The organism is Deinococcus radiopugnans ATCC 19172, from assembly GCF_006335125.1.
GTDB lineage: Bacteria > Deinococcota > Deinococci > Deinococcales > Deinococcaceae > Deinococcus > Deinococcus radiopugnans.
The window spans coordinates 1-2,780 of record NZ_VDMO01000057.1 but is presented as its reverse complement, the minus strand read 5'-3'; the positions used below and the strand labels follow the sequence as shown (position 1 = coordinate 2,780).

The window sequence follows — 2,780 nt, the reverse complement described above, 5'->3', positions numbered from 1 at the left end:
CTGGCAGCCTGACAGATTTTATGAGAGTGAACGGAAGACGAACTGCCAGCCGACCTCCAGCGTGGTCTGAGGAGGGGCTTGAGGGCGCTTCCGTTGACCTGGGGGCTCAGGGTCTAGCCCACCCTGGAGTGTCAGGCGCGCGAACATCGCCTGACCACGACTCAGCGCGTGATGCACGGCCCGCAGACCGATTTTGAGATAGCTCAATGCGCGCCGCCAGTGGGGATCGACGTGTCGTCGATCCCCACGCTGCACCACTTCAATGCCTTCGGATACAAGCAGCAGGGTCGCCACAGAGAGCACCAGAATCAGCCGCTCCAGACTGGCGGCGTCGCGCAGCCTGGAATCTTCTAACCCAAACAACCCACTTTTCTCGTCCAGGAAGCCTTCCTCAATCTGGAAGCGCTCGCCGTATTCAGCAAAGGTCTCCACGCTCGTCGGTTCGTCACTGACCACCTGCCACTGCTCTGGGCCGTCCGACGGACGGGCCAGAGCAACATGGACGGGACCAAAGTGCTTCCGGGTGAGGGTGACGTTGTGGAAGCAACGCGTTTCTCTGGGCGAGAGTTGCACGTCGCGCACCTGGCACAGCCGCTGGCCGTCAGGGGCCGCCAGGATCAGGCTGGACTTGATGCGGATGCGGTAGTGCCATCCGCAGACTTCGAGCCAGGCCATCAGTTGCGTGTCGCAGAACCCTCGGTCCGCCAACAGGCGGACCTGCTGGATACCCACGAAATCCAGCAACCCTTTGACCTCGGCCAGGACGGGCAGCAGATGAGTGATGCTGACCTGTGCGCTGGGATGTTCGAGGACACGCGAGACCAGGGGGACTGCGCGTCCTCGAAAAAGGACGGAGACGCGGATCAGGCAGAACTTCTCGAACAAGACGCTGGTGTCCAGCGCCAGAATCAGAGTTTGACCGCCCCAATCCCGCAGGGCACGGGTGACCAATGGGCCGTAAATGTTGCCACAGTCGATGGCTGGATTCTCCAGCCACCGACGGACGCGGCGTTCGCTGCTTTGCGCGAACATGGCACGGGAGTGGATGTAGGGGAGCCAAGCGGGGATGGAACTGCGCCCTGAGAGCAGCAGGCCTGTGACCATCCAAGCCAACGTGTGGGCGTTACGGACGTCGTTCCACAAGCCATGCTGGATGTGGGCAAGGACAGCTTGGTAAAGTCGGGACGCGTCCCCGGCGGCATTTTCGGTCTTCACAAACAGAAAGTGTCCCCTACCGGGGACGCTTTCTCATACTTTGTGTCAGGCCGTCAGGTCCGGACCCGTGACGAGATCAAAGCGCAGAACTTCCTGGGGATGGTGCTGCTGGCCTGTAGCATCATCCTGCTGCGCCTAATTTCCGGATGACCTCTAACTGTTCTCGAATGCTTGCGCGAGATTTCCCAAATGTCGAAACGACATGGAGTTTTGAATATGGCTCGACGGCTGCTTCAAGGTAAGCAGGTAATAAGGCGCTAAGAACCTCAGTTCGCGGAATTCCAAAGTAGGTGTGATATGAAATTTGCCATGCTTCCAATCTGCGGAGATGATACAATTCTTCGTTACAGTGAAAAGGACTTAAGCTTTCAGATGTTATCAGAATCGGATAGGGAATTTATTCTTGAATTTGGTTTGCCGCTTAAGATATCTGACTGCGGGGATGTGAAATTTAGTTTTATGCGAAGCCTTGATAAGGTAAATATCAATGGTAGTCAGCTATTAAAAGTGGCCTCCGGAGAATTCGGTGACCTTGTCTACAAATCTACCGATTGTTGTGTATATCTCCTAGTTGACGGGGAGTTATATTATGTAAATTCATCAATCCGTCAGATGATTGAATGCTTCTCGGTTTACAAAACAATACATGCAGATGACCCTATAAAAGAGTCCGGCGTTTCAAGCAAAAAACTATACTCTGATTATGCAATCAGAGGGAATGATCTGAAGAAGGCTATTTCAGAAATTGACTCGAGGGCTGCTGAAGCTAGTGTAATTTGGTTATTTAGGATTGAAGAGGTCACAAATGGGGTAATTTAGATGAATTACTGCCCTATATTAAATCTCGCTAATTGAAATTGCACCCAATAACATAGATATTAGAAGGAAGGACGCTTCAATACCTGGGGCGTCCCTCCTCCATCGGGGGTGCTACTGAGGTGCTACCCCCGCCCTCAACCGGCTTTTTTGGTTTCGATCAGTTCTGCGAGATTGGGCGCGGCTTCGCGGCGCTGTTCATCGTACAGGTACGTGTACACCTGCAAGGTGAAGCTCACATTGGTATGCCCCAGGCGGTCAGCAATCACCTTGGGCGTCACCCCTCGCAAGGCCAACAGGTTTGCAGGGGTGTGGCGCAGGTCATGTAAGCGGATGACTGGGACACCAGCCGCTTTGATGAGTTGCTGGAAGGTGCGGCTCAGGTTGGCGGAGTCCAAGTAAGTGCCGACCTGGGTGGGGAACACGAGGCCGTGTTCCTTCCACTTCGCGCCCATTTGGTTGCGTTCCTCTACCTGTTTCGCCTGATGGGTTCGCAGCACGGCCACGCTATCGGCGGCTAAGGGGATGAGTCGCTTGTGGGCTGGCCCCAGGCTGTCCTAATCCGGCATTGAGGAGCTCACTACCCCCTAAGCAAGATCAGGACGCTCTGCATACTTGAGCAAGTCTTCGGCTCCTACTTCTTCAGCAGGCACCAAGCTGTAGAGGTCATCCGGAAATTAGGCGCAGCAGGATGATGCTACAGGCCAGCAGCACCATCCCCAGGAAGTTCTGCGCTTTGATCTCGTCAC

At 54.9% G+C, this 2,780-nt stretch carries 3 protein-coding genes and 1 pseudogene; 2 read left to right on the top strand and 2 right to left on the bottom strand.

The window, feature by feature from the left end; genetic code table 11:
• Positions 1 to 18: 18 nt before the first annotated feature.
• Complete coding sequence (locus FHR04_RS20595; protein WP_139405043.1) at positions 19 to 1,215, bottom strand: transposase; 1,197 nt, start codon at positions 1,213 to 1,215, stop codon at positions 19 to 21.
• Between the two features lie 45 nt (positions 1,216 to 1,260).
• On the opposite strand from FHR04_RS20595, the pseudogene FHR04_RS21540 reads away from it, so the two are divergent.
• Both FHR04_RS21540 and FHR04_RS20590 read left to right on the top strand, forming a co-directional pair.
• A pseudogene (locus FHR04_RS21540) lies at positions 1,261 to 1,365 on the top strand (IS5-like element ISDds9 family transposase); the annotation flags it as partial.
• A gap of 147 nt (positions 1,366 to 1,512) precedes the next feature.
• Entirely contained in the window at positions 1,513 to 2,034 is a 522-nt protein-coding gene (locus FHR04_RS20590) for a hypothetical protein (protein ID WP_139405042.1), read from the top strand.
• A 134-nt stretch (positions 2,035 to 2,168) separates the two neighbouring features.
• Here the strand turns inward: FHR04_RS20590 and FHR04_RS20585 are convergent, their stop codons facing one another.
• Positions 2,169 to 2,558, bottom strand: coding sequence for a tyrosine-type recombinase/integrase (locus tag FHR04_RS20585; RefSeq protein ID WP_276341436.1), 390 nt, complete (start codon positions 2,556 to 2,558; stop codon positions 2,169 to 2,171).
• Positions 2,559 to 2,780 lie beyond the last annotated feature (222 nt).